We start from the raw sequence: 19,587 nt of genomic DNA, 5'->3' as shown, positions 1-19,587 counted from the left end.
GCCGTCGTCCTCAATCGGTCAGGAAGCGCCAAGGCAGCGCGCCCGCCTCGAGGCGCGCGTGGTCCCACACGAAAGCACGCCCCGATTCCGAGTCGACCACCCGCGTCTGGAACAGCTGCGCGGCCCCGGCCGAGGATACCGCCGAGGACAGGTCGAGGAACGCCGACAGCTGATGGAGAGTGACCCAGGTCGGCGGGAAGAGCGTCCACTCCCCCGCCGCGTGTCGTGCGAGAGCCGCGGACGGCGTCACCCAGGCGATCTCCGCGACCTCAGCGGGCGACGGCGAGAGCTCGCCGACCGGAGCCTCGCCGAGGAAGAACCAGGTGCGGATCCGTGTCGGCGCCTCGATCGGCGGTCGCCACTCCGACAGCACCGTGAGCTCGGGGACCACGAGTCCCACCTCCTCGCGGGTCTCCCGGATCGCCGCCCGCCGTGCGGCGTCGACCTCATCGCCGCCCTCGCGGCGGTCGCTCTGCTCCACCTTGCCGCCGGGGAACACCCAGGCGCCGGCGAACGAACCGCGATCAGGGCGGCGCATCAGCAGCACCTCGAACCCCGGGTCCGCTGTGCGCAGCAGCACCGCGGTACCGGCGAGGGGCAGGGACTCCGGGGCGCTCACCCCGTCACTCTACGACGCGACGAGCTCCGCCTGCGCCGGACGACGCGCTTCGACGCGATACGACAGCAGAGCGATCAGCAGACCCGCCGCGGCGAGCGCGGCACCGGTCCATGCCGGGGCCGTGAAACCCCAGCCCGCCGCGATCACGACACCGCCGAGGAACGCGCCCAGGCTGTTGCCGATGTTGAGCGCCGAATGGTTCATCGCGGCCGCGATGGACTGGTTGTCACCGGCCACGTCCATGAGCCGCGTCTGGATCGTCGGACTCAGCACGGAGGAGACGAAGCCAACCACGAGCACCGTCACGGCCAGGCTGATGATCCAAAACGACAGGAAGGCGAGCAGCGCGAACACGACAGCCATCGTCGCGAGGCCGAACAGCAGCGTGCGACGCAGGTCGATGTCGGCGAAGTGGCCGCCGACGAGGTTTCCGGCCGTCATCCCCAGGCCCATCAGCACGAGGACGATCGGGACCACCCATTCGGGCGAGCCGGCGACCTCGGTCACGAGAGGCGCGATGTAGCTGTAGACCGCGAAGAAACCGCCGAAGCCGATCGCTCCGACCCCGAGCGTGAACCACACCTGCGGGATGCGGAAGACCCGGAGCTCCTGCCGCATCGTCCGCCCGGGCTCACCGGGGTGCCGGGGGACGAACAGCGCGATGCAGAGGGTCGCGAGAGCGAAGACGAGAGCCACGACCGCGAAAGCCGACCGCCAGCCCCACTGCTGACCGAGGAACGTGCCCAGCGGCACGCCCACGACGTTGGCGACGGTGAGACCGGTCAGGATGAAGGCCACGCCCTTCGCGCGGTTGCCCGGTCCCATCACGTCGGCGGCGACCAGCGCGCCGATGCCGAAGTACGCGCCGTGCGGGAGTCCGGCGAGGAACCGCGATGCGGCGACGAGCTCGAACGTGGGCAGCACGACCGTGAGCGCGTTGAACACCGTCAGGGCGAGGGCGAGCACGATCATCACCCGATGCCGCGGGAAGCGCGCCACGAAACCGGCGATGGTCGGCGCTCCGACGACGACGCCGAGCGCGTAGAGGGAGATGAGCCAGCCGGCCTGGCTCAGCGCTTCCTCCGGACGGGCGGCCCAGAGGGAGGGCAGCAGGTCGGCGGCGATGTCGGGCAGCAGGCCCATGACCACGAACTCGGTCATGCCGATGCCGAAGCTGCCGATGGCGAGAGAGAGGAGCGCCCACTTCGCCGCACCCCTCGATGGCGTCGAGGGATTCACCGGTACAGCCTACCGGGCGTCGGGCTCCTCGATCGCCTGCCCGGTCCCTGACCGCCCGGTGCGGTCGAGGCTCATGAACACATCCACGTCCGCCGCGAACGTAGCTCGGAGCGTGACCGAGGCGGACGACAGGAGATCAGTCATCCGACTCCTCGACGGCCGCCCCTTCGATGGCCGCCTCCAGACGCTCGATCTTCGCGTCGAGCTCTCCGGAATACCCCGGCCGGATGTCGGCCTTGAGCACCAGAGAGACCCGCGATCCGAAGGGCATGACGGCCTCGGTCGCACGCTTCACCACGTCCATGACCGAGTCCCAGTCCGGGCCCTCGATCTCGGTGAACATGCTCGTGGTGCGGTGCGGCAGCCCCGACTCGCGCACCACGCGAACCGCGGCGGCCACAGCGTCGTGCACGGAGGCGTCGGTGCGCTCTGCACCCTCGGCGGGTGTGCCGCTCGGGGCGACGGAGAAGGCGATCAGCATGGTTTCACTCCCTGGATTTCGGTGGCGAGACAGGCACCCGCACGAGAGTGCGGACACCCAGGACGAGAAGGACGAGAAGCAGAGCGTTGCGCATCGTCAGCACCCCGACCGCGAGCGCATCGGCGCGCAGCAGGGCGTCGTAGCCCAGGGGGTAGACGAGGCACGTGAGCAGGCAGAGGGCGAGGACGACGACCACGGGGACACGCGCTCGCACACGGTCGAGGACGACCCACAGGATCACCGGCGCGATCAGCCAGGTCTGGAACTGCGGGGATCCGACCTTGTTCGTCACGATGAGCAGCACCACCAGGGTGAGGGCGAGCGGCGGGAAGAGCCGAGCGAAGGACGCCCCGCGCACGGCCTTCACCGCTCCGATCCCGGTGACGGCCAGCACGCAGAACGCCATGAGCGGAGTGAGCGCCGCAGCGACGGTCTCCACCCCTGGCGCGGTGATCTGGAACGTGAGGATCTCGAAGCTGTAGTCGATGCGTGCCGCCCCGGCTGCGGCGAGCCACAGGAACGGCGTCGCGGCCACCGCCTCGATCTGTAGCCCGCGGCCCGTCTGCTCGGTCAGGAAGCCGAGGATCTCGGCATCCGCACCGAGCAGGAGCAGCGCCACGACGACGCCTGCAGCGACCAGGACCGCCGTGAGCAGCACCCGCACACGTGCCCGGAGTGCGACCACGGCGGCGAGCACGAGCGCTCCGGGCCAGATCTTGATCCACGCTCCGATCGTGAGCAGGGCGGTCGCGACGACCGGCCGGGAGGCCAGCCAGAGCCCGCCGATCACCGCCAGCGGCACGGTGATCGCATCGATGCGGTAGAGCGCGATCGGTCCCAGGAGAAGCAGCGCACCGCACCAGAACCAGGCGGCGGCGCGGCGCGCACGGGACGGCGCGCGGCCCACCAGGACCCCGAACGCCACCGCATCGAGGACGAGGACGAGCGTCACCCATCCCACCAGATAGGCGCCCGAGACCCCGAGCAGCGCGACCAGCGGTGCGGCAAGACCCGCGGCGAGCAGCATCGGCAGAAGCGCCAGCTGCGGATACACCCAGGTCTCGGTGATGCCGACGATCGATCCGCCCCCGAGCGCCGACGATGCCCAGGGTTCGTACACGAGCACCACGTCGCCCATGGGCTGGTTCGGGTAGACCCAGCCCAGCCACGCCGTGACCAGATGCACCACGAGGAAGGCGCACCACAGCGCGAGCACTCGGAGCGTGGAGGTGCGGGTCACGCCAGGAGGTCCGCGATCGCGGGCGGAAGGGCATGCGCGACATCCAGCGCGACGATCGGCTGCCCCGGAGACCCGTCGAGGACACCCGCGGCGATCCGCGCGGCGTGTCCGTGCAGCCACGCGCCCGCTGCGGCGGCCTCGGCGGGCTCGGCGTCCGGGTTCGCGGCGAGCACCGCGCCCAGCACACCACCCAGCACGTCGCCGGTCCCCGCGGTCGCGAGCCAGCCGGTGCCCGCCTCGACGGCGAGCGCCGGTCCGTCCGGACCGACGATCAGCGTGCGGGAGCCCTTCAGCAGCACGACACCGCCCAGTTCGACAGCCGTCCGGCGCGCAGCCTCAGCCCGATCCTCCAGGAGAGAGAGTCCCAGCTGCTGCTGCAGCCGTTCGAACTCCCGCGCGTGCGGGGTCGCGACGAACGGCGCACGCGCGTCCGCCGCCAGGTCGAGGGCTCCCGCGTCGACGATCACCGTCACCGCGCCGGAGAGGATCTCCCGCAGAGCAGCGGTCTCGGTGTCGTCGCGATGCGCCGGGTCGGTGCCGGAGCCGATCACCCAGGCGCCGATCCGGGAGTGGCCGACGTCCGCGCCGCCGACGGTCTCCGGCCTTCGTGCGAGCACGGCGTCGATGACCGGCTGCTCGCCGACGTACCGCACGAAGCCCGCTCCGGCACGCCATGCGGCCTCGACTCCGAGCACGGCGGCGCCCGGGTACGCGGGCGATCCGGTGCGCACAGCCACCACTCCGCGGGAGTACTTGTCGTCGTCCGCCGTCGGCGCGCGGAAGAACCGCGCGGCATCGCTGCGTGACCATTCCCGCACCTCGACCATGACTCCACGTTAGTGCGGTGGCCGTCCGGAAGCCTGCACGGGAGTACCGTCGAACGGTGAGTCTTCTCTTCTCCCCGCTGACCATCCGCTCCCGCACGTTCCGCAACCGACTGTGGGTGTCGCCCATGTGCATGTACAGCGCCGTGGACGGCATCGTGCAGGAATGGCATCACGGGCACCTGACGCCGTTCGCTTCCGGCGGCGCCGGCCTGATCGTCGCCGAGGCGACGGCTGTCGTTCCTGAAGGCCGCATCTCCCCGCGCGACGCGGGACTGTGGAACGACGAGCAGCGCGACGCCTGGGCACCGATCGTCGCGGCCATCCACGGTCGCGGAGGCCTCGCCGGGATCCAGCTCGCCCATGCCGGACGGAAGGCCTCGACGTGGTGGCCCTGGGCTCCGGAGCGGGGCTCGGTGCCTGTGGCCTCCGGGGGCTGGACCACCACGGCTCCCTCCGCCGTCGCGTTCGACGGGTTCGCCGAACCGCTCGCCCTCGACCTCGCCGGGATCGAGAGGATCGTGGCTGCCTTCGCCGCGGCCGCGAGACGAGCTCTCGAGGCGGGCTTCGACGTGCTCGAGCTGCACGGCGCGCACGGCTATCTCCTGCACCAGTTCCTGTCCCCGCTGTCGAACCGCCGCGAAGACGACTACGGCGGGACGCTGGAGAACCGCGCACGACTGCTGCTGCGCGTCATCGATGCCGTGCGCGCGGTCGCCGGGGAGGATATCCCCCTGTTCGTCCGGATCTCCGCCACCGATCACGCGGAGGGCGGCTTCACCCCCGAGGAGGCCGCGGTCGTCAGCACCTGGGCCACGCAGCGCGGCGCCGACCTGATCGACGTGTCCAGCGGCGGGCTCGTCGCACACCAGAGCATCGACGTGTTCCCCGGCTACCAGGTGCCGCTCGCGGAGTCCGTGCGCCAGAGCGGGCGGATCCCGGTCTCCGCCGTCGGGCTCATCACGGCCGCAGCACAGGCGGAGCAGGTGCTCGCCGACGGCGCGGCGGACGCGGTCTTCGCCGGGCGCGAGTGGCTGCGCGATCCGCACTTCGCGCTCCGCGCGGCCCACGAGCTGGGTGTCGAGGTCCCGTGGCCTCCGCAGTACGATCGCGCCCGCTGGCGCTGATCGACACCGACGACGACGGCCGCCGCCCCATCCGGGGTCGGCGGCCGTCGTCGGACGAGCCGGACTCAGCGCCCGCGGAAACGACGGGTGGCGTCCTGCACCTCGCCGACCAATTCCTCCAGGATGTCCTCCAGGAAGAGCACCGCGGTCGTGTTGCCCTGGGCGTCCCGCACCTTGGCCAGGTGGCGACCCGCCCGGCGCATGACCGCCAGCGCGTCCTCCAGATCCGTGTCCTCCTGCACCGGCACCATGTGGTGGATGCGCTTGGCCGGGATGGGCTCGACCATCTTGACCTCCGCATCCGGCCCCTCGGACGCCCGGAGGATGTCCTTCAGGTGCACGTAGCCGATCGGTGCGGCATCCTCGTCCACGATCACGTACCGCGAGAAGCCGTAGCGCGCCACCGCCTTCTCGATGTCGTCCGGAGTGGTCGACTGCGGCAGGGTCACCAGGTCGCTCAGCGGCACGGCCACATCCCTGGCCTTCTTGTCGGTGAACTCGACCGCCGCCGTGACCGTGCCGGCGGTGTCCATGAGGACACCCTCGCGACGGGACTGGCTGACGATGGTCGCGACCTCGTCGAGGGTGAACGTGGACGCCGCCTCGTTCTTCGGTTCGACGCGGAACAGCTTCAGAACGCCGTTCGCCGCCGCGTTGAGCACCCAGATCACCGGCATGAACACCTTCGACACCCACACCAGCGGGGGTGCGAGGAGCAGCACCGCACGGTCGGGGACCGAGAACGCCAGGTTCTTCGGCACCATCTCTCCGAACACCACGTGCAGGAATGACACGATGAGCAGCGCGATCGTGAACGAGACCGCGTCGACCGCACCGTCCGGCCAGCCGAGGGCGTGCAGCGGCACGGCGAGCAGGTGGTGGATCGCCGGTTCCGACACGTTCAGGATCAGCAGCGAGCAGATCGTGATGCCGAGCTGCGAGGTGGCGAGCATGAGCGTCGCATGCTCCATCGCGTACAGCGCGGTCTTCGCCGCGCGCGACCCCTGCTCCGCGCGGGGCTCGATCTGCGACCGTCGCGCGGAGATGACGGCGAACTCCCCGCCGACGAAGAAAGCGTTCGCGACCAGCAGCACGACCAGCCAGGCGAGTCCTCCCCAATCGTTCATCGGGTGGCCTCCTCTTCGGCGTCGACGGGTCTCGGAACGTAGCGCACCCGATCCACGCGGCGACCGTCCATACGGACCACCTGCAGGGTGCCGCTGTCGAGGGGGACCTCGTCGCCGACCGACGGGACCCGCTCGAGGACGCTCATGACGTAGCCGCCGACCGTGTCGTAGACATCACCCTCCGGCACCTCGACGCCCGCGCGACGTCGCAGCTCGTCCGGACGCAGCTCGCCGGGGAACGTGATGCCCTCGCGGTTGCGGATGACGCCGGCGCGCGTGCGGTCGTGCTCGTCGGAGACCTCCCCGACCAGCTCCTCCACGAGGTCCTCGAGAGTCACGAGTCCGGCGGTTCCGCCGTACTCGTCGACCACGACGGCGAGCTGGTAGCCCCGAGCCCTGAGTTCCGCGATGAGGCCGTCGACGTGGGCGGTCTCAGGAACCCGGAGCGGCTCCGTGGCCAGGGCGCCGACGGGCACCTCGCCGCGGCGTTCGCGGGGCACCGAGATCGCGGCCTTGAGGTGCACGACCCCCATGATGTCGTCGAGGTCGTCGTCGTACACCGGGAAGCGGCTGTGCCCCGTGCGGCGGGCGAGCTGGATCACGTCGTCCACCGAGTCGCCGGCGGCGATCGCGTGCATGCTCGGGCGGGCCGTCATGACGTCCGCGGCAGTGAGCCGGGAGAACGACAGCGTGCGATCGAGGAGGGTGGCCGTATCGGCTTCCAGCACGCCGGCGCTGGCCGAGCGACGGACGAGGGACGAGAGCTCCTCGGCGCTGCGCGCGCCAGAGAGCTCTTCCTTCGGCTCGATCCCCATGCTGCGGAGAACACCGTTGGCGCTGCCGTTGAGCACGACAACGGCCGGCTTGAAGATCGTGGTGAAGGCCGTCTGGAACGGGACGACGAGCTTCGCCGTCGCGAGCGGCAGCGCCAGCGCGAAGTTCTTGGGCACGAGCTCGCCGAGGATCATCGACAGCACCGTCGCGACGAACATCGCCACGACCGTCGCGATGGGCGCGACCGCCGCCTCGGGGATGCTCCAGGCGACGAGGGTCGGACGGAGGAGGTTCGACAGTGCCGGCTCCATCGTGTATCCGGTGAGCAGCGTCGTCAGCGTGATGCCGAGCTGGGCCGCCGAGAGATGCGTCGAGGTGTGCTTGAGGGCGCTGATCGTGAGCGAGAGCCGCGATTCGCCGCGAGCCTGGCGAGCCTCGAGGTCGGCGCGGTCGAGGTTCACCAGCGCGAACTCACTGGCGACGAAGAGACCGGTGCCGACCGTGAGCAGGAGCCCCACGCCCAACATGATGTAGTCCATCAGCGGTTCCCCTCCGAGGAGAGAGGCGGACAGTGGGGCGATGTTCTACAACTGGGAGGGTCGTCCATTATGCGGACGATTGTACAGAACGCGGCTGGGTCTGCGCTCGCGATCACCAGCTGACCGGCAGCGCCTTGCCCTCCTCGTATCCGGCCGCCGACTGCAGACCGACCAGTGCTCGATCGTGGAACTCCGGCACGGAGGACGCGCCGGCGTAGGTGAAGGAGGAGCGCACGCCCGAGGTGATCATGTCCAGCAGGTCCTCGACGCCCGGCCGCAGGGGGTCGAGGTAGATCTTGGACGAGGAGATGCCCTCGGCGAAGAGCTCCTTGCGCGCGCGCTCGTACGGGTCCAGCCGCCCGAAGCGCGCCTGCACGGCCTTGGTCGACGCCATTCCCCAGGACTCCTTGAACAGCCGCCCCTCGGCATCGCGCTGCAGTTCGCCCGGCGCCTCGATCGTCCCGGCGAACCACGAGCCGACCATGACGGACGCCGCACCCGCGGCGAGGGCGAGCGCCACATCGCGGGGGTACCGCACGCCGCCGTCGGCCCAGACATGCGCGCCGACCTCTCGGGCGGCCTGGGCGGTCTCGAGCACGGCGGAGAACTGCGGCCGACCGACCGCGGTCATCATGCGGGTCGTGCACATCGCACCGGGTCCCACCCCGACCTTCAGGATCGTGGCGCCGGCGTCGACGAGGTCGACGACGCCGTCGGCGGTGACGATGTTGCCCGCCACGATCGGCAGACCCAGGTCGAGATCGGCGACAGCGCGCAGTGCCCGCAGCATGCCCTCCTGGTGGCCGTGCGCGGTGTCGACGACCAGGACGTCGACACCGGCTGCCGCCAGCGCCTTGGCCTTCGCGGCGACATCGCCGTTGATGCCGACGGCCGCCGCGACCGCGAGGCGACCATCGGCATCCACCGCCGGCGCGTAGAGCGTGGACCGGAGGGCGCTGCGGGCGCTGAGGGTGCCGACGAGGTGACCATGGTGCACGACCGTCACCATCTCGACGTCCGCGTCGGTGATGACGTCGAACGCGTGGCGCTCCGAACCGATGTCGTCCGCGTCGATGGACGGCGTGCCGCGGTGCACGAGGTCGCCGAGCTGCGCGTCGGGCAGAGCGGTCGCGAGGCGCGTCGCGGGCAGGACGCCGACGATGCGGTCCACGTCGAACGGCGCGGAGCCCTGGGCGACCACGATCCCGTGCCCCGGCGCCGCGGGCAGCAGGCGCAGCGCGTCGGCGACCGAGGCCTCCGGCGGGAGGACCAGCGGGGTGTCCCACAGCACCGGCTGCGCCTTCACCTCGCGGATCGCGGAGTCGAGGTCCTGCAGCGGCAGGTCCTGGGGCAGCACGCCGAGCGCGCCGCGCCGGGCCAGCACCGCGGCGATGCGGGGCCCGGTGACCGAGTTCATGTTGGCGGCGACCAGCGGAAGGGTGGCCGGGGTGCCGTCGAGCGGCGCGAGGTCCACCTGGAGACGGCTGGTGACGCCTGAGCGCCGCGGCACCAGGAACACGTCAGAGTAGGTCAGATCGACGGTCGGCTGCGCTCCAGAGAACTCCATGTCTCCACGGTACTCAGAACACGCGCGGGCGGGCGCACGGCTTCGACGATTCCCTCCGGGAAACACGTTAGGCTTGGTGGTCGAGAGCGTGCGGACCCGAACGCATCCTGCGTCGACGGCCGCATCAGAGAGCTTCAGCGATGAAAGAGGGCGATAGAGCGTGTCGAACCAGGTGACCGGCGTCGGCGGCGACGGGGGGTTCGGAGCCAATTCCTGGCTCGTCGAAGAGCTCTACGAGCAGTTCAAGGTGAACCGCGACTCGGTCGACAAGGAGTGGTGGCCGATCCTCGAGAAGTACCACTCGGAGGTCTCCGCTTCAGGATCAGGCGCCCCCTCCACGGGTGAGCAGCCGGCGCACCCGGTGACCGCCCCCATCCCCGTGATCGGCTCGCAGCCGGTGGCTCGCACGACGGCGAAGCCCGCGGCGTCCGCTCCGATCCCGGCCCAGGCGCCCAAGCCGGCGCCGAAGCCCGAGGCGAAGGAAGCACCGGAGCCCGCCGAGGAGGACAAGGTCACTCCCCTGCGCGGCCTGCCGAAGACCCTCGCAGCGAACATGGACGAGTCCCTGACCGTCCCGACCGCGACCAGTGTGCGCACGGTCCCGGCGAAGCTGATGATCGACAACCGCATCGTCATCAACAACCACATGGCCCGCACCCGCGGCGGCAAGGTCAGCTTCACCCACCTCATCGGCTGGGCGCTCATCCGCACCCTCGACGAGTTCCGCAGCCAGAACGTCTTCTACGCAGAGATCGACGGCAAGCCGTCCGTCGTGGCGCCGGCGCACGTGAACCTCGGCATCGCGATCGACCTCCCCAAGCCGGACGGCACCCGCGCCCTCATGGTGCCCAGCATCAAGCGCGCCGACACGATGACCTTCACCGAGTACCTCTCCGCGTACGAGGACCTGGTCACCCGCGCGCGGGGCAACAAGCTCACGGCCGCCGACTTCCAGGGCACCACCGTCTCGCTGACCAACCCGGGCGGGATCGGCACCGTGCACTCGGTGCCCCGTCTCATGAAGGGCCAGGGCTGCATCATCGGCGCCGGCGCCCTCGAGTATCCCGCCGAGTTCCAGGGCGCGAGCGAGAAGACGCTCAACGAGCTCGCGATCGGCAAGACGATCACCCTCACCAGCACCTACGACCACCGTGTCATCCAGGGCGCCGGCTCCGGCGAGTTCCTGAAGAAGGTGCACGAGCTGCTCATCGGCCAGCGCGGCTTCTACGACGACATCTTCGCTGCGCTCCGCATCCCGTACGCGCCGATCCGCTGGAACCCCGACATCGCCGTGGACCTCGCCGAGCGCGTGGACAAGCAGTCCCGCGTCCAGGAGCTCATCAACTCCTTCCGCGTGCGCGGACACCTGATGGCCGACATCGACCCGCTCGAGTACCGGCAGCGCTCGCACCCGGACCTGGAGATCGAGAGCCACGGGCTCACCTTCTGGGATCTGGACCGCGAGTTCGTCACCGGCGGTTTCGGCGGACGCCGCGTCGCCAAGCTCCGCGACATCCTCGGGGTGCTGCGTGACTCGTACTGCCGCACGCTCGGCATCGAGTACATGCACATCCAGGACCCGGAGCAGCGCCGCTGGTTCCAGGAGAAGGTCGAGGTCAAGTACCAGAAGCCCGGCCACGACGAGCAGCTGCGCGTGCTGCGCAAGCTCAACGAGGCCGAGGCGTTCGAGACCTTCCTGCAGACCAAGTTCGTCGGCCAGAAGCGCTTCTCCCTCGAGGGCGGCGAATCGCTGATCCCGCTGCTCGACGAGGTGCTCCAGGGGGCGGCGACCGCCGGACTCGAGGGCGCCGCGATCGGCATGGCCCACCGCGGTCGCCTGAACGTGCTCACCAACATCGCCGGCAAGACCTACGGACAGGTGTTCCGCGAGTTCGAGGGCACGCAGACGCCGGGCAACCAGCGCGGCTCCGGCGACGTGAAGTACCACCTCGGGACCGAGGGCACCTTCGTCGCCGACGACGGCTCCTCCCTCCCGGTGTACCTCGCCGCGAACCCCTCGCACCTCGAGACGGTCGACGGCGTGCTGGAGGGCATCGTCCGCGCCAAGCAGGACCGCAAGCCGATCGGCACATTCGCCTGGCTGCCGATCCTCGTGCACGGCGACGCGGCCTTCGCCGGCCAGGGCGTCGTCGTCGAGACGCTGCAGATGTCGCAGCTGCGCGGCTACCGCACCGGCGGCACGATCCACGTGGTCGTGAACAACCAGGTCGGCTTCACCACGACGCCGAACGACGGGCGCACCTCGATCTACTCGACCGACGTCGCCAAGACGATCCAGGCCCCGGTGTTCCACGTGAACGGCGACGACCCCGAAGCCGTCATCCACGTGGCGCAGCTCGCGTTCGAGTACCGCGAGCGCTTCCACCGCGACGTCGTGATCGACCTCGTGTGCTACCGCCGACGTGGCCACAACGAGGGCGACGACCCGTCGATGACGCAGCCGCTGATGACCGACCTGATCCAGGCCAAGCGCTCCGTCCGCCGGCTGTACACCGAGTCCCTCGTCGGCCGCGGCGACATCACCGAGCAGGAATACGACGAGGCGAAGGCCGACTTCCAGAACCGCCTCGAGATCGCCTTCGCCGAGACGCACGCCGCCGAGACGGGCGCCGTTCCGGTGACCTCGGAGGAGCAGCCCGCCGAGGAGCAGGTCGGCGCCCCGGACGTCACCGGCGTCCCCGGCGAGGTCATCCGACTGATCGGCGACGCCTTCGTCAACAAGCCGGAGGGCTTCACGGTCCACCCCAAGATCCAGCAGCTGCTCGAGAAGCGGCTCGACATGAGCCGCAACGGCGGCATCGACTGGGGCTTCGGCGAGCTGCTCGCCTTCGGGTCGCTGCTCGTCGAGGGCACGCCCGTGCGTCTGGCCGGACAGGACGCGCGTCGAGGCACCTTCGTGCAGCGGCACGCCACGCTGCACGACCGCGCCAACGGCCAGGAATGGCTGCCGCTGTCGAACCTCTCCGACGCGCAGGGCCGGTTCTTCGTGTACGACTCGCTGCTCAGCGAGTACGCCGCGCTCGGCTTCGAGTACGGGTACTCCGTGGAGGCCCCCGAGGCTCTCGTGCTCTGGGAGGCGCAGTTCGGCGACTTCGTGAACGGTGCGCAGTCGGTCATCGACGAGTACATCTCCGCGGCCGAGCAGAAGTGGGGCCAGCAGTCCAGCGTCACCCTGCTCCTCCCCCACGGATACGAGGGTCAGGGACCGGACCACTCGTCCGCCCGTATCGAGCGCTTCCTGCAGCTGTGCGCGCAGGACAACATGATCGTGGCGCGGCCGTCCACGCCGGCGTCGTACTTCCACCTGCTGCGTCGCCAGGCATACGCCCGCCCGCGCAAGCCGCTCATCGTGTTCACACCGAAGGCGATGCTGCGTCTGCGCGGTGCGACGAGCCCCGTCGAGGCCTTCACCCAGGGCCGCTTCGAGCCGGTGATCGACGACGACCGCGGTCTCGACCGCTCCGCCGTCCGGCGCGTGCTCGTGCACTCCGGCAAGGTGCACTGGGATCTGCGCGCCGAGCTCGAGAAGAACCCGAACCCGGCGGTCGCACTCGTCCGCCTCGAGCAGATGTACCCGACGCCGATCGATGAGCTCAAGGCCATCACGGACTCGTACCCGAACGCGGAGCTGGTCTGGGTTCAGGAGGAGCCGGAGAACCAGGGCGCCTGGCCGTTCCTGGCTCTGGCCTTCGCCGACGTCCCGGGCGACCGGTCGTTCCGTCCGGTGTCGCGTCCCGCTTCGGCGTCGCCGGCGACCGGATCCTCGAAGGTCCACGCCGCCGAGCAGGCCGCACTGATCCGCGCGGCGGTCACGGTCGACTGACCCTCTCCCACGACGAAGGGCGCCCCGGCTTCGGCCGGGGCGCCCTTCATCGTGTCGGGACCGAGGTCAGTACCAGATGTCCAGTGACGGAGCAGGGAAAGCGGCGAAGGCACGGTCGAGGGCGACCACGGACGCCGGAGACGCGTCGATGCGGCTGGCTCCGTGGAGGGCGGCGGCCCGCACACCCCCGACGTACAGCGCCGAGAGCGCGGACACGTCGAAGGTGATGTCCGGCTCGGAGCCTTCCTCCCCCGCCTCGACCGTCGCCGCGCCCGCTTCGTCGACCCGCAGACGCCATGTCCCCGCGGTGAAGCCGAGCGCGTCCTCGACGCGCAGGATCGTGTCGATCGGGGCCGAGTAGCGGCGCGCCATGAGCGCGGTGGGGAGGTCGAGGATGCGCAGCCACCCGTGGTCGTGCACCACCTGCACGACCCCGCGCGGATCGGTCACCAGCCACGGCAGCGGATCGTCGACCGGACGCAGGTCCGCCGTGACCTCGTCCACCAGGTCGTGCTGCACCGCGAAGCGCCACAAGGCTGCGACGGCCTCCGGCGTCTCGCCGACGAGCAGACGCACGTGCAGGGAGAACCGGAAGGAGTCGCCCCGCTCGCTGAGCGCGAAGCTCAGGACACCCCGGACCTCTCCCTCCGCGTCGAGGTAGCGCACGCCGCGCACCTTGTCGCGATCGGATTCGTTCGAAGCGAGGCCGCCCAGCCCTGCCCAGCGGGCGGCCCAGCCCGGAACCTGTCCTGCACGGGTCGTCCGGGCGCGCTCATGCACGGCGCTCAGCTCTTCCGCGAGCCGCTCGCGCTCGACGTACTCCACCCGCCCCGGGGGCACGGGTCCCGCCCATCCCGCGCGCCGGACATCGACGGTGAAGTGCGAGACAGGCACCGCGGCCCCGAACCCGTAACGGCCGTAGATGGTCGCCTCGGAGACGGTGAGACCGGCGACCGCGACCCCGCTGTCGGCGGCGGCACGGAGCTCTCCCTCGAGCAGGGAACGAGCGATGCCGCGCCGTCGGTGGGTGCCGGCGACCGTCACGCCGCTGATCGCCCACATGTCGATCTCGCCACCGGGGATCGTCAGCGGCGTCACCCAGGAGTCGATCGTCGCCACCGGGAGCGCACCGCTGTCCGCACCGCGTTCGTACACGCCGATTCCCCGGCGGCTCCGCACGGTGGGAGCTCCTTCGGCGAGCACCGCCTCAGTCGGGTCGCCACCCAGGAACCCTCTCGCCATCGCCCGCTGGAAGGCGGTCAGTCGAGCGGAGTCCTCGGTATCGACGACGCGATAGTCGAGCCCCTCCGCGGCGAGCCGGTCGACGGAGGTCTGGTCGGCGGGGATCCCGCGTGCATCGATGAGGGCCATGAGGACAGCCTACGGTCGTCCACGGACACCCTCCGGCGCACGCCGGGGGTCAGTGCTGGGCGGCCTGGACCTCGCGGAGGCGGGCGAACACCTGATCGCGCAGCTCTTCGGGAGCCGTCTCCTTGCACGCGCGGGCGATCACCTCGGTCAGCGTGGTGGCGACGAGAGCCTCGTCCCGGCAGGACGGGCAGTTCTCCAGGTGCTCGCGGATCTCGGTGTGCTCGGTCTTGCACACCTCGTTGCGGAGGTACTCCTCCAGATCCTGACGGGCCTTGTCGCAGCCGCAGTCGCTCATTTCTTGCTCCTCGTGTCAGCCGCGGCGATGCCCCGCTCAGCGGCGTACTCTGCCAACAGCTCCCGCAGCATGCGCCTGCCACGGTGCAGACGGCTCATCACGGTGCCGATGGGGGTCTTCATGATGTCGGCGATCTCCTGGTACGCGAAGCCCTCGACATCGGCGAGGTACACGGCCAGACGGAAGTCCTCGGGAACGGCCTGCAGCGCATCCTTGACCACCGACGCCGGCATGCGGTCGATCGCCTCCGCCTCGGCCGAACGGCTGTGCGACGCGGTCGTCGACTCCGCCCCGCCCAGCTGCCAGTCCTCGAGCTCGTCGATCGTGCCCTGGAACGGCTCGCGCTGCCGCTTGCGGTAGATGTTGATGTAGGTGTTCGTCAGGATCCGGTAGAGCCACGCCTTCAGGTTGGTCCCCTGCGAGAACGTGGACCACGAGCCGTACGCCTTGACGAACGTCTCCTGGACGAGATCGGCGGCGTCGGCCGGATTGCGCGTCATGCGCATGGCCGCCGCGTAGAGCTGGTCCATGAAGGGGAGCGCCTGCTCCTCGAACTCGCGCCGAGGGTCGCCGACGGTGTCTGCGGTTGCGGTGTCATCCATCACCGGCCAGTCTAGGCCGCTGAGGTCGATCACCTCGCGCTCCAGCGTCGCCGTCATTCGCTCTCCTTCTGGTCGGAAGCCTCGTCTTTCGCGACGAAGCTCCGTGCGTTTACTAAGGTGAGAACCGATGAGCGCTGACAGGTATTCCCCCACCCGAGTGCAGGGCGCCTACTCCGCGCCCACGATCGACGAGCCCCTGCACGCGGAGCTCACGATCCCCGGCTCGAAGTCGCTGACGAACCGCGAACTGATCATCGCCGCGATCGCCGACGGTCCCGGTCGACTGATCGCCCCGCTGCACTCCGACGACTCCGCCCGCATGGTCGACGCCCTCCGCGCCCTCGGCGTCGGCATCCAGGAGGTGGACGCGGGCAACGAGTTCGGGCCCGACCTCGTGATCACGCCGGCGAAGCTGCACGGCGGCACGACCGTCGACTGCGGACAGGCCGGCACCGTGATGCGCTTCATCGCCCCGCTCGCCGGCCTCGCCGAGCACGACGTGCACCTCACCGCGCACGAGACGGCCCTGCACCGTCCGATGGGCGGCCTGATCAGCGCGCTGCGCGACCTGGGCGTCGACATCGACGACGAAGGCACCTGGGCGCTCCCGTTCACGATCCGCGGTCACGGTCGGATCCGCGGCGGTCGCGTCGAGATCGACGCGTCCGCGTCCAGCCAGTTCGTCTCGGGCCTCCTGCTCGCCGCTCCGCGGTTCGATGTCGGACTGCACCTGGTCCACACCGGAGAGCACCTGCCGAGCCTCCCCCACATCGACATGACCATCGAGGCGCTGAGCCGACGCGGCATCCGCATCGAACGTCCGGCGGTCGGCGAGTGGCTGGTCGAGGCGGGCGTGCCGCGGGCGAAGGAGATCGCCATCGAGCCCGATCTCTCCAACGCCGCCCCGTTCCTCGCGGCCGCGCTCGTCACGGGCGGCTCCGTGTCCATCACGGGGTGGCCCGCGCACTCCACGCAGCCCGGCGCCCTCCTGCCGGACCTCCTGCAGGCCGCCGGCGCGCACGTCGGCCGCCACGGCGGCACCCTCACGGTCCGCGCCGGTTCCGCCATCCGGGGGCTCGACCTCGACCTGTCCGCAGCCAGCGAGCTCACGCCGACCCTGGTCGGCCTCGCCGCCTTCGCCGAGTCGCCGACGACGTTCCGCGGGATCGGACACATCCGCCTGCACGAGACCGACCGGATCGCGGCGCTCATCCGCAACATCCGCGCGCTCGGCGGCGAGGCGGAGGAGCTCCCCGACGGACTCCGCGTCATCCCGCGCCCGCTGCGCGGCGGCACCTGGGCGGCGCATCACGACCACCGGATGGCCACGACCGGCGCGCTCATCGGCCTGCGCGTCCCCGGCGTCGAGATCGACGACATCGGCACCACCGCGAAGACCCTCCCGGAGTTCACGATGCTCTGGGAGCGGATGCTGCGAGGCTGACGGATGAGCTGGCTGGACGACACCGACGACCTCGACGACGATTTCGAGGACTTCGACGAGAGCAGCATCCGCACCCGCCCCAACCCCAAGGCGAACCGGCCGCGCACGAAGCGCCGACCCGCGCACGAGGACGCCGAGATCGGACGCGTGCTCGGGGTCGACCGCGGCCGCTACACGGTGCTGCTCGGCGAGGACACGGACCAGGAGCGCACGATCACGACGACCAGGGCTCGCGAGCTGCGACGCACCCCGATCGTGACGGGGGATCAGGCGCGCGTCGTCGGAGACACCTCGGGCGACGAGGGCACGCTCGCGCGCATCGTCGGCATCGTCGAGCGCACCTCCCTCCTCCGCCGCAGCGCGGACGACACCGACCAGGTCGAGCGCGTCATCGTCGCGAACGCCGACCAGATGCTCGTCGTGGTCGCCGCCGCCGACCCGGAGCCGCGCGCACGACTGGTGGACCGCTACCTGGTCGCAGCGCTCGACGCGGGCATCCGGCCGCTGCTGGTCGTCACGAAGACGGACATCGCAGACCCGACCGAGTTCCTCACGCACTTCGACGGGCTCGACCTGCGGGTGTTCACGAGCGCTCAGGACGAGATGCCGGTCGACGAGATCGGCGAGGCGCTGGTCGGCCACTCCACGGTCTTCGTCGGACACTCCGGCGTGGGCAAGTCCACGCTCGTCAACGCCCTCGTGCCGAGCGCGGGGCGGGCGACCGGCCATGTGAACCAGGTGACCGGTCGCGGCCGCCACACGTCGTCGTCCACGGTCTCCCTGCGCTACCAGGGCGCCGCCGGGACCGGCTGGGTCATCGACACCCCCGGTGTGCGCTCTTTCGGTCTCGGGCACGTCGATCCGGCGAACATCCTCGCCGCCTTCACGGAGCTCGCGGTGATCGCGGAGAACTGCCCCCGAGGGTGCACACACCTCGCGGACGCCCCGGACTGCGCCCTCATCGAGGCGGCGGAGCGGGGCGAGCTGGGCGAGACCGGACGCGCGCGCCTCGACTCCCTCCAGCGCCTGCTCCAGACCTTCGCGGACAAGGCGGAGCAGCCGCCCGGCCGATAGGCTGAGGGGGTGACTCAGCGCCTGGAACCCGGAACCGCCGCCCCCGACTTCGCTCTCCTCGACCAGGACGGCAACACCGTCCGTCTCGCGGATCTCCGCGGTCAGAAGACGGTTCTCTACTTCTACCCGGCCGCGATGACCCCCGGCTGCACGACCGAGGCCTGCGACTTCCGTGACAGCATCTCGTCACTCCAGGGCGCCGGCTATCGCGTCATCGGCGTCTCCCGCGACGACCCGGCGACGCTGACGACGTTCCGCGAGCGCGACGGACTCACCTTCCCGCTCCTCAGCGACCCCGACCATGCCGTCCACTCCGCGTACGGAGCCTGGGGCGAGAAGATGAACTACGGCAAGCTCGTCGAGGGCGTGATCCGCTCGACGTTCGTGCTCGACGAGCACGGGACGATCACCCTCGCCCAGTACAACGTCAAGGCCACCGGTCACGTCGCGCGACTGCGCAAGCAGCTCGGCATCGACGCCTGAGCGCTCCGCACCCCAGCGGTCGCGGCTCGGTCGGAGCCGACGGGCTCACTCCGCCTCGCGGCGCTCCCCTTCGCGGCGCGCGCTGGAGATCAGCAGCACGAAGCCGACGAGCGCGGGAAGCCCCACGCCGAGGACGAACGTCCACGAGACCGGCTGCAGCGTGAGCGCGGCCAGCGCCAGCGCGACCGCCAGCACCTGGAACACCACTCCCCCGGAACGCGCCCAGGAGCGGCCGGCGCGGGTGCCCAGCGCGAACGCCACGAGGGCAGCGGCTCCGATCAGGGTGAGCACGATCAACGCGACAGCGGTCGGGAGCGACGCCGCGTCACCGGCGCCCAGACCGACCAGCTCGATGATCGCGAAGACGAGGAGCGCGAGCGCCTCCAGGCCGAGGACAGCCGCTGCCGCGAGAGCCAGTCCAGGTGCGCGCACGGTGTCTCCCGGGGATCGATGACAGAAGAAAACCCTTGATTTCGGGGTTTTCATGTAACAGAATAGAGAAAGTCATGTGCTCCCACAGCGGCGTGGGGCGAGCATTCACACTCGCATCACAATTCGCGGGCATCCGCCCGCATCTCAACAGGGTAGCGGAACCCGAACCGCCGCTCGAATCCGAGGGGTCGCTTTGCGACATCTCACGAAAATCCACACCGAGGAGCCCCCATGGACTGGCGCGATAAGGCCGCCTGCCTGACTGTCGACCCCGAGCTGTTCTTCCCCGTGGGGAACACCGGACCCGCCGTCGACCAGATCGAGAAGGCGAAGACCGTCTGCGCCACCTGCACGGTCACCGAGATCTGCCTGCAGTACGCCTTGGAGACGAGCCAGGACTCCGGCGTCTGGGGCGGTCTCTCCGAAGACGAACGTCGCGCCCTCAAGCGTCGCGCCGCCCGCGCTCGACGCGCCTCCTGATCATCCCGGAAGCGGCCTGAGATCC

Annotated in this window: 19 protein-coding genes; 6 read left to right on the top strand and 13 right to left on the bottom strand. The window is 70.4% G+C overall.

Going from position 1 to position 19,587, the window contains the following annotated elements:
* Positions 1-10 precede the first annotated feature (10 nt).
* From F6A08_RS09225 to F6A08_RS09205, 6 genes are read right to left on the bottom strand one after another with little or no spacing between them, the layout of a single operon-like run.
* The gene (locus F6A08_RS09225; RefSeq protein ID WP_151459304.1) at positions 11-619 is read right to left on the bottom strand and encodes an NUDIX hydrolase; all 609 of its coding nucleotides are present in this window, start codon (positions 617-619) and stop codon (positions 11-13) included.
* Positions 620-628: 9 nt separating this feature from the next.
* Entirely contained in the window at positions 629-1,858 is a 1,230-nt protein-coding gene (locus F6A08_RS09220) for an MFS transporter (protein WP_017203207.1), read from the bottom strand.
* Between the two features lie 9 nt (positions 1,859-1,867).
* Entirely contained in the window at positions 1,868-2,002 is a 135-nt protein-coding gene (locus tag F6A08_RS17850; protein ID WP_017203208.1) for a hypothetical protein, read from the bottom strand.
* Complete coding sequence (locus F6A08_RS09215; protein WP_017203209.1) at positions 1,995-2,339, bottom strand: thiamine-binding protein; 345 nt, start codon at positions 2,337-2,339, stop codon at positions 1,995-1,997. Before F6A08_RS09215 ends, F6A08_RS17850 begins: the two co-directional genes overlap by 8 nt.
* A 4-nt stretch (positions 2,340-2,343) precedes the next feature.
* Complete coding sequence (locus F6A08_RS09210) at positions 2,344-3,579, bottom strand: hypothetical protein (RefSeq protein WP_040568635.1); 1,236 nt, start codon at positions 3,577-3,579, stop codon at positions 2,344-2,346.
* Complete coding sequence (locus tag F6A08_RS09205; protein WP_151459303.1) at positions 3,576-4,406, bottom strand: ADP-dependent NAD(P)H-hydrate dehydratase; 831 nt, start codon at positions 4,404-4,406, stop codon at positions 3,576-3,578. Before F6A08_RS09205 ends, F6A08_RS09210 begins: the two co-directional genes overlap by 4 nt.
* A 56-nt stretch (positions 4,407-4,462) precedes the next feature.
* On the opposite strand from F6A08_RS09205, the gene F6A08_RS09200 reads away from it, so the two are divergent.
* The gene (locus F6A08_RS09200) at positions 4,463-5,530 is read left to right on the top strand and encodes an NADH:flavin oxidoreductase/NADH oxidase (RefSeq protein ID WP_151459302.1); all 1,068 of its coding nucleotides are present in this window, start codon (positions 4,463-4,465) and stop codon (positions 5,528-5,530) included.
* A 65-nt stretch (positions 5,531-5,595) separates the two neighbouring features.
* Here F6A08_RS09200 and F6A08_RS09195 read toward each other — a convergent pair whose 3' ends face one another.
* The 3 genes from F6A08_RS09195 to guaB1 form a co-directional block, all read right to left on the bottom strand.
* Positions 5,596-6,657 carry a hemolysin family protein gene (locus tag F6A08_RS09195; RefSeq protein ID WP_124895270.1) on the bottom strand — a complete coding sequence of 354 codons (1,062 nt, stop codon included), beginning with the start codon at positions 6,655-6,657 and terminating at the stop codon, positions 5,596-5,598.
* Entirely contained in the window at positions 6,654-7,970 is a 1,317-nt protein-coding gene (locus F6A08_RS09190) for a hemolysin family protein (RefSeq protein ID WP_017203213.1), read from the bottom strand. Before F6A08_RS09190 ends, F6A08_RS09195 begins: the two co-directional genes overlap by 4 nt.
* Before the next feature lie 112 nt (positions 7,971-8,082).
* Complete coding sequence (gene guaB1, locus F6A08_RS09185; RefSeq protein WP_151459301.1) at positions 8,083-9,537, bottom strand: GMP reductase; 1,455 nt, start codon at positions 9,535-9,537, stop codon at positions 8,083-8,085.
* Positions 9,538-9,697: 160 nt separating this feature from the next.
* Here guaB1 and F6A08_RS09180 point away from each other — a divergent pair, with 160 nt between their 5' ends.
* Positions 9,698-13,381, top strand: coding sequence for a multifunctional oxoglutarate decarboxylase/oxoglutarate dehydrogenase thiamine pyrophosphate-binding subunit/dihydrolipoyllysine-residue succinyltransferase subunit (locus F6A08_RS09180; RefSeq protein ID WP_151459300.1), 3,684 nt, complete (start codon positions 9,698-9,700; stop codon positions 13,379-13,381).
* Positions 13,382-13,447: 66 nt separating this feature from the next.
* Here the strand turns inward: F6A08_RS09180 and F6A08_RS09175 are convergent, their stop codons facing one another.
* The 3 genes from F6A08_RS09175 to F6A08_RS09165 are packed head-to-tail and all read right to left on the bottom strand — an operon-like array spanning position 13,448 to position 15,706.
* Positions 13,448-14,752 carry a GNAT family N-acetyltransferase gene (locus F6A08_RS09175; protein WP_151459299.1) on the bottom strand — a complete coding sequence of 435 codons (1,305 nt, stop codon included), beginning with the start codon at positions 14,750-14,752 and terminating at the stop codon, positions 13,448-13,450.
* A gap of 49 nt (positions 14,753-14,801) precedes the next feature.
* The gene (locus tag F6A08_RS09170) at positions 14,802-15,047 is read right to left on the bottom strand and encodes a zf-HC2 domain-containing protein (protein WP_017203218.1); all 246 of its coding nucleotides are present in this window, start codon (positions 15,045-15,047) and stop codon (positions 14,802-14,804) included.
* Positions 15,044-15,706, bottom strand: a complete 663-nt coding sequence (locus tag F6A08_RS09165) for a sigma-70 family RNA polymerase sigma factor (protein ID WP_151459298.1) — start codon at positions 15,704-15,706, stop codon at positions 15,044-15,046. Before F6A08_RS09165 ends, F6A08_RS09170 begins: the two co-directional genes overlap by 4 nt.
* A 70-nt stretch (positions 15,707-15,776) precedes the next feature.
* Here F6A08_RS09165 and aroA point away from each other — a divergent pair, with 70 nt between their 5' ends.
* Genes aroA through bcp form a run of 3 tightly spaced genes read left to right on the top strand, consistent with a single transcriptional unit; the run spans position 15,777 to position 18,650 of the window.
* Complete coding sequence (gene aroA, locus F6A08_RS09160; protein WP_124895266.1) at positions 15,777-17,093, top strand: 3-phosphoshikimate 1-carboxyvinyltransferase; 1,317 nt, start codon at positions 15,777-15,779, stop codon at positions 17,091-17,093.
* A gap of 3 nt (positions 17,094-17,096) precedes the next feature.
* A complete protein-coding gene (gene rsgA, locus F6A08_RS09155; RefSeq protein ID WP_017203221.1) occupies positions 17,097-18,167 on the top strand; it encodes a ribosome small subunit-dependent GTPase A in 1,071 nt (356 codons plus the stop codon).
* Positions 18,168-18,176: 9 nt separating this feature from the next.
* Positions 18,177-18,650 carry a thioredoxin-dependent thiol peroxidase gene (bcp, locus tag F6A08_RS09150; RefSeq protein ID WP_017203222.1) on the top strand — a complete coding sequence of 158 codons (474 nt, stop codon included), beginning with the start codon at positions 18,177-18,179 and terminating at the stop codon, positions 18,648-18,650.
* Between the two features lie 45 nt (positions 18,651-18,695).
* Here the strand turns inward: bcp and F6A08_RS09145 are convergent, their stop codons facing one another.
* A complete protein-coding gene (locus tag F6A08_RS09145; RefSeq protein WP_017203223.1) occupies positions 18,696-19,082 on the bottom strand; it encodes a hypothetical protein in 387 nt (128 codons plus the stop codon).
* 231 nt (positions 19,083-19,313) lie between these two features.
* On the opposite strand from F6A08_RS09145, the gene F6A08_RS09140 reads away from it, so the two are divergent.
* The gene (locus F6A08_RS09140) at positions 19,314-19,562 is read left to right on the top strand and encodes a WhiB family transcriptional regulator (RefSeq protein ID WP_017203224.1); all 249 of its coding nucleotides are present in this window, start codon (positions 19,314-19,316) and stop codon (positions 19,560-19,562) included.
* The last annotated feature ends 25 nt before the right edge of the window (positions 19,563-19,587 follow it).

It is taken from the genome of Microbacterium algeriense (assembly GCF_008868005.1).
Taxonomy (GTDB): domain Bacteria; phylum Actinomycetota; class Actinomycetes; order Actinomycetales; family Microbacteriaceae; genus Microbacterium; species Microbacterium algeriense.
This window is presented reverse-complemented; position numbering and strand designations above follow the sequence as displayed.